Annotated in this window: 7 protein-coding genes and 2 pseudogenes; 4 read left to right on the plus strand and 5 right to left on the minus strand. The window is 64.2% G+C overall.

The window, feature by feature from the left end; genetic code table 11:
* Positions 1–298 (plus strand): annotated as a pseudogene (locus WAN71_RS25130) (ubiquinone/menaquinone biosynthesis protein); the annotation flags it as partial.
* A 20-nt stretch (positions 299–318) separates the two neighbouring features.
* On the opposite strand, the pseudogene WAN71_RS25135 reads toward WAN71_RS25130, so the two are convergent.
* Positions 319–527, minus strand: a pseudogene (locus tag WAN71_RS25135) (dehydrogenase); the annotation flags it as partial.
* 23 nt (positions 528–550) lie between these two features.
* Here WAN71_RS25135 and WAN71_RS25140 point away from each other — a divergent pair.
* On the plus strand, positions 551–886 hold the full coding sequence (locus tag WAN71_RS25140) for a hypothetical protein (protein WP_422227924.1): 336 nt from the start codon (positions 551–553) through the stop codon (positions 884–886).
* A 187-nt stretch (positions 887–1073) separates the two neighbouring features.
* The gene (locus WAN71_RS25145; protein ID WP_422227925.1) at positions 1074–1820 is read left to right on the plus strand and encodes a class I SAM-dependent methyltransferase; all 747 of its coding nucleotides are present in this window, start codon (positions 1074–1076) and stop codon (positions 1818–1820) included.
* A gap of 23 nt (positions 1821–1843) precedes the next feature.
* Here WAN71_RS25145 and WAN71_RS25150 read toward each other — a convergent pair whose 3' ends face one another.
* Positions 1844–2968 carry an FAD-dependent oxidoreductase gene (locus tag WAN71_RS25150; protein WP_422227926.1) on the minus strand — a complete coding sequence of 375 codons (1125 nt, stop codon included), beginning with the start codon at positions 2966–2968 and terminating at the stop codon, positions 1844–1846.
* A 253-nt stretch (positions 2969–3221) separates the two neighbouring features.
* On the opposite strand from WAN71_RS25150, the gene WAN71_RS25155 reads away from it, so the two are divergent.
* Positions 3222–3599: a hypothetical protein gene (locus tag WAN71_RS25155; RefSeq protein ID WP_422227929.1), complete on the plus strand. Its 378-nt coding sequence runs from the start codon at positions 3222–3224 to the stop codon at positions 3597–3599.
* 14 nt (positions 3600–3613) lie between these two features.
* On the opposite strand, the gene WAN71_RS25160 is transcribed toward WAN71_RS25155, so the two are convergent.
* From WAN71_RS25160 to WAN71_RS25170, 3 genes are all read right to left on the minus strand, one after another.
* Positions 3614–5032, minus strand: a complete 1419-nt coding sequence (locus WAN71_RS25160; protein ID WP_422227930.1) for an alpha/beta hydrolase domain-containing protein — start codon at positions 5030–5032, stop codon at positions 3614–3616.
* A 209-nt stretch (positions 5033–5241) separates the two neighbouring features.
* The gene (locus WAN71_RS25165) at positions 5242–6075 is read right to left on the minus strand and encodes an adenylate/guanylate cyclase domain-containing protein (RefSeq protein WP_422227927.1); all 834 of its coding nucleotides are present in this window, start codon (positions 6073–6075) and stop codon (positions 5242–5244) included.
* 221 nt (positions 6076–6296) lie between these two features.
* Positions 6297–6560 (minus strand): hypothetical protein (locus WAN71_RS25170; protein ID WP_422227928.1); only part of this gene is annotated, 264 nt, incomplete at its 5' end.

The following is a 6560-nucleotide window of genomic DNA, read 5'->3' on the forward strand; positions in this document are numbered from 1 at the left end:
GTTCAAGTCGATCTACCGGGATTACCTGAACGTCGATCGGCGCAGCACCGACGGCAATCCCGACGAAATCGTCGACCTGCTCACGGCCGCGGGCTTCACCGTGACCCAGCGACGCTACCCGCATGACCTGCACTATTCCGCACAACAGTGGGTCGATATCGCGTTCACCTTTTCCCATCAGCTGATCCTTCCCGCCGACAAGGCGTCGGAGCTTCGGACGAGGCTGATCGACCGAATCGGGTCCGCGGGCGTGGCGGTCGGCGGCGACGCAGTGGCGATCCTCGCCACGCCGGCATAGCCGATGCGCTACACCGGAGGCTAAACGGAAAGGCTTGTCCCGGTTTCTTTTCGGCGAACTCGAACACCTTGGCGGCTGCTTCGTAGTCGCACGCGACAACGGACCGGCCGATCAGGACCGGGCCGCCCTGTAGACCGAGCCGGCCGTCGACACCGCCATAGCTGCCGGGCGGAATCGGTTCGCTGGTGCAGTACAGCGTCGGCGCGGTGCCTTCTTCGATGTCCGTGGCCGCCGCAGCCCGGCATCAACGGCGTGCGATTCGGCGCACAGAGCGGCTACCTGTTCTACACGTCGACCGCGCAGAAGGTCTTCATGCGGGTCGCGGTCGACCCGAAGACGCTGGAGCCGGCGGGCGTCGCCGAGTTCGTCGCAGCCATCGACGACGCGGATGACTTCTGCGTCGACGAGAACGCCGGATTCGCGTACGTGACGCGACATCGTGCCAAGACCATCGAACGGGTGCCGCGTGAGCCGCGGCACGGCAGCGAAGTCCGCCACATCGCCGGGGACCCATTCGACGAAGTTCTGGTCGGCCCATCCAGCGCCACCTGGCGCCGCCGTTCCCGTGACCACGGGCGGGTCGCCTAGGTCACGACCGATGGCGACACCGCGGCCCCGCCCGATGGGCCCGTGCGCGAAGCGGCGCTTCTGCGTCTCGAACTGGAAGCGTCTCACCACCCGGCGTAGGCTGCGAACAGAGCCAAGCCGTGAAAAAAATTGCGGCCTCGGTTTCGTAAACGCTTGTGAGACTTGATATTTCATTGAGGGGATGTGCATGACCACTGTCAACACGACGTTGTCTCCTGCGCTGCAGCGGGCGCTGGATCTGCTGATCGATCCACCGACCGAACCGGATGTGAGCAAGGGCTATCTCGACCTGCTGGGCAGTTCAGCAGACGAGGACGAGGGCCCGGCCAAGAACACCGGTGCCATTCAGGCAGTGTGGGCGTCGCCGATCGGGTCGATGCTCTACGACAACGCGCAGGCCATTAGCCGCAAGTTCCTCTCCATATGGCAGCACCCCGTCGAGTGGTTGAACATCCCACCAGGCGGCATCGCGTTGGACGTCGGCGCCGGTCCCGGTTCGGTGACCCCGTCGCTGGCGCGCGCCGCAGGACCCGACGGGCTTGCCTTGGGAGTCGACATCTCCGAGCCGATGCTGGCGCGCGCCGTGCGCGCTGAAGCCGGACCACAGGTCGGCTTCCTGCGCGCAGATGCCCAACGGCTGCCGCTGCGCGACCAGACCGTCGACGCCGTCGTATCGATCGCCGTCCTGCAGCTGATACCCGACCCGACGGCAGCATTGTCCGAGATCGCCCGGGTACTGCGACCGGGCGGCCGACTTGCGCTAATGGTGCCCGTGGTCCGGCGTTTGCCGCAGCTATGGCAGAGGCTGCCCAACGGCGGGGCGTACGTGTTCGGCGACGACGAGATCGGCGACATTCTCGAAGACCGCGGCTTCGCCAGCGTGCGGAGCAAGACCATCGGCACTTTCCAGTGGGTGCGAGGTAAACGCGGCTGACGCGGCCGCATGCCCTCGGGGCGTCACGCAAACGGGTGGTTCTCGCGCACTCCGCCGTACATGCCCCACCGGACGATCAATGGCATCACCACGCGTTCGACCGACCACGACGGGAAGCGCAACGCATGACCGGTGGGGAAGAACACCTCCAGCCCGTTGGGCTGTATTCCCAGTAACGACCCCCACCGCCGCCCCGGGGCCCGGTAGCTGCGTAGCGGTCGACCGGTAAGCTCGGCGCGAATATTGCGGGCCGCCAACGCATCTCCGCGATTGCGGGCGGAGCTGCGCAGCGGGTCGGTAGCGGCGACATCCCCGATCGCGAACACCCCGTGCTGACTAGGCACTCGCAACTCGGGCGTCACGCGAATGAACCCGTGCTCGTCCAGCAGCCCGGGCGGCAGCCAGTCGGTGTTGGGCTGTACCCGCCCTATCGCCCACAGCACGGCCTCGGCGGACGCCGCGGGTTGTCCCGTGCACCAGTGCACCGGCTCGCTGGTGATCTCGTCGCCCGCGAACCCGTCGTCGATCACGGCGCGGTGCCCCGGGTGAAGGCCAACACCGAGCTCGGTCAGCCGGGCTTGAATGCGCTTCCAAATCCGCGGGTGATAGCCGGCCAAAGCCCGCTCGCCGGGGAAGTACAGGTCAATCCGCTTGCCCGGCCACGTGGTTGCCATATTGGCGGCGCTGCTGACCGCTGCTGCGCCGCCGCCCACGACTATCACCGATTTGGCGGCCGCCACACGGGCGTGTGCAGCGCGGAGATCGGCGCTGATTTCGGCGGCCGACTGCATGGTGGCCCGACGCCAGAAGCCATTGCTGACTCCGGTAGAGATGACCAGCGCGTCGTACCCCTCGGCGAATGGCGTGCCGTCGTCACGCCGACCGGAGACGGCACGACCGGCCAGGTCGAGTCCGGTCAGCGTGCCCTGGATGATCCGCACCCGATCCAGTCGGCGGAATCTGTCGAATGGGATCCAGTAGTCACGGGCCCAATCGTCGGGCCGGGACAACCGGACTCCGAGTTCCTGGCCGCTGACCAATGCCGGTTTGACCGAGATCCCGGTGACGTCGGCATGACGGGAGAGCCGAATCGCGGTGAGGATACCTACGTCCCCGAGTCCCGCGACGACGACGCGTTTGCGGCTCATGTTGCGGCCAGAGGCTTTCACAATCGGCAAACTGTAACACGTTCTAACTATGCCCCGTCCCGCGCACGGTCGTGACGCTTTCCGTCATCGGGCGGCGGATTTTGGTGAGTTTCCTTCATTTTCGGGGCCGGTCGGCTCGGTTAGCTGAAGAGCAGCTGGCTTCGACGATCCGAAGACCATCCAAACTTCTGCCAAATCAATCCGCCGTAACTGTCGAACGATCAGACACCAGCGAACTACAATCCGGCGTGTGATGACCCCGTCAAACCCCTGGGGGAACGAACGTGGGCAACTATCGCATCGGTTTCAGGTACGAAATCAAGTACTCGGTCGCCGGCAGGCCCGACGACTGAGCAAGCGCTTCGCCCAGGTCGGCGTCAATACTCCGCCGGAGCGGCTTCGGCTGGTGCTGGCGGGTGGGCCGGTCGCAGCTGACGAGGTCACCGCCGTCAACTTCGCGTTTATCGCGACCCAGCTGAGACGTGAGCAACTGTCTGCCAAGTTCAAGCGCCTGAAGCGCCGCGGCGCACGGTCGCTGATCTTTGTCGGCTTGGTTCTCGTCACCCTGAACTTTCTGTTCTGCATGGCCTACGCCTTGTTCAGCTTGACCCTTGAAGCTTCGCCGTTGTGACTGGCAGCGGCTGATTAATCGCCGAGATCAGGAAAGGTAGCGGCGGCGAGCTGAAGAATTTCCTCGCGATCCGCGGCCAAGATGAACCCGGATTGAATCGCCGAATCCAGCGCCGCGGTGAAGCGCTCCAAATAGTCCGCAGCCCCGCCCGGGTAGAGCCGGCGCACGGTGGCGATATCGAATAGCTCGCCGGAGCCGAAGATCGACGCCATCGTCGTCTCCTCATTGCCGACACCTGATGTCCGGGCAATCGGCACGTCCGCCCACGGCGTCCTCACGCCGCCGCGCGCGAGGCCGTTTGCATCCAAAACGGGCTGAGGTGGTTCGGCATCGTCTAGTTCAATAGGTACGGCGCTGGGCGCTGGCTGGCCGGTGCCCACCCAGTTGCGGAGGTGCGATAGCGCCGCCTGCAGAACGTAGTGGTGCTGCGGTGCGAAATTGATGCAGTGATCCAGTTGCTGGCCCATCAACATGTTTGTCGGCGCGTAGGCGGCGACGATGTCGGGCAGCGACGCAGAGCCGGTGTCGATCGGCGCGACTTGGATCGTGTAGTTGTCGGCATGAGCGGTTCCGGCAATCTCCCACACTCGAAGCCATTGGCTATCAGGTTGTCTCGCAGCGTAATAACCTCGTCGCGGACCACCGAAAAGATCTGTTTCGGTGATGATGGTGACGAGCGGGACACGCAGGTCTGGACGAAACGTCACCGCTTGGGATGTGGTGCTGTCCAGCACATCGAATATCGAGCCGCCGCCTAGTGGCGCGGCGGGCCCGAATCGCGAATGCACCAAGAAGCCGTCATACACCTGGGCCAGCGGGTCGATGGCGTTGACATAGGTCGTCAGGAACAAAGCCGATTGGGACTCGCCCATAGCGACGACATGTTCTGCGCGCAACTCACCCATAACACCATTGCGCTGCCCATCTCTGACGAGGCGACCGGCCTGGGAGAAGATGTCGTAGCAGAACGCGTCGCCTGGATGATCCAGAGCCGCATACCTTTTCGGATCCTGACTTTTCAGCGACATGTCCCGGCCCATCAAGTTCACGCCGCCTTCAACACCGACGCGTTGGGCCGACACCGCGACGTAGGCGTAGCCGGCGCGAACGATTTCGCGATGCGCCATCATCCAAACAGCCGGCGCATCGATTCCGCCGCTCACATTGAGCCACTCGACGAGCACTGTCCCGTTGAACCGGGTCCGATCCGCCGGCGTCAGCACCACCATCCGGGTGGTGAAATCACCGGCACCTGAAGGTTCCACGCTCCACCGGCCGTCGGGGCCGAGTTCAGCTGTCGAACCATAGGACGATGCTGTTCCAGATATGAAGAATTCCTCGGCGACATAACCCAAGCTGGCTATGTCGAAGGCGCCCAACAGGAGTGCGGGTTTGCCGGGCGCCGGTGTGGACGTAGCCGGAACTCCGCTGATCGGCACGTGCGCATCATAGCGTCAACAGCACATCCGCTGGTGTGACACCGTTACAGGCGATGCGGGCGTCACGAGTGCGTCCGCACTGCGGCCGCGACGGCTTGCGGCGCTTCGGATTGCGGGTAGTGACCGACGCCGGGTAGTTCAGTCACCGTGGCGTGCGGCAGAACCTTGGACGCCGCCTCGAGGACGTGGCGCGCGTCGCCACACTATCGCGCGATCGTGTCGGTGCCGGTGGACACCTTGACCGCATACAGGTTGTGGGTGCCTTGTAGGCCTTTGAGTTCGACCTCACGAGGTGGACAGAGCTCGATATCCGGCCGGCCATCGACCGCGTCGCGCATCGGTTCGCTGACGAGGATCTCACCACCATCGGCTAGTCCCGCCACCCGAGCTGCCATCGCGACGTTGCGCCCGAACAGGTCGTCACCGCGCCGGACCGACGGCCCCACATGGATACCGATTCGGACGCGGATGCCCTCCCAGCGTTCTTCGCTCTCGAGCAGGGCTCGTTGCACGTCGACACCGCACAACACGGCTTGCCCAGGATCGGCGAAGGCGATCATGAATCCGTCACCTTGATTCTTGACGACGTGGCCGCCATGGTCCTCGACAAACTTTTGGATGAGCCTGTTGTGCCGCTCCAGCACCTTCACCCATGCTCGGTCGCCCAAGACCTCGTTGTGCGCCGTGGAATCCTCGATGTCGGAGAAGGCGATCACAATATCGCCATCGGCGGTGAGCCTGGCGAGATCGGGACGTTCGACCTGCGCCCAGCCTGCGAGATCTTCGACTGAGTTTCGGAATGTGGCGCCGATACCTTTGGTCATCAGTGAATCGGCTGTCTTCCAAGCGGTTCTAATGGCAAAAGGCGCGACCCCGGTGCGCCGCCGGCGGCGCCTGGTTGTGTTTCTGCGGCTTCGCTCAAGCTCGGTTCGCGCTCCTTTGAGTTGCCGGCGCGACACGATGAGCAGAACTCCGAGCGCGATGATGCCGCCGAGTTCAACCACAGCGGCCACGGCCAGCAGCACGGTCACATTCATTGCTCGTTCCCTGCCACTGCCGCTGCTGTCATTTGCCGATTATGACGGCAGGGCACCCCAGCGGTGTGGGGCAGACCTCTGCATTGCCAGACCTAGAGCTGCCACAACCACATCGGGTTGATGGATGTGGACGTAATGGTCACTGCCGGTCGCGAAGAAATGTGGTGTCTGCGGCCGCAGCGCGATGAGATCCGACGTGGCCTCCTGCCGTGCCTGTCCTACTACGCGGCCACCACTTTGCGTCGCCGCACACCGGCAGCCGGTATCGGGCTGTTGCTCACCACGCTTAACCCGCCGAGGCGCCGCCATGAGCGGATAGCATTGCGGGTGACTTCCAGGATCCGGGCGGCACCGGCATCACCGTGTGCCAGTCTGTGTGCGCGCAGGGCGTTGCCGGTTACCGCATCTAAGGTGTCCCAGTCGTCAGTCTCGACAAGTGTTGTCGACTGGTATGCGGCCCGGATAGCATACAGTTCGGCGCCCTG

The sequence above is a fragment of the Mycobacterium sp. genome (genome assembly GCF_049280035.1).
Lineage (GTDB): Bacteria > Actinomycetota > Actinomycetes > Mycobacteriales > Mycobacteriaceae > Mycobacterium.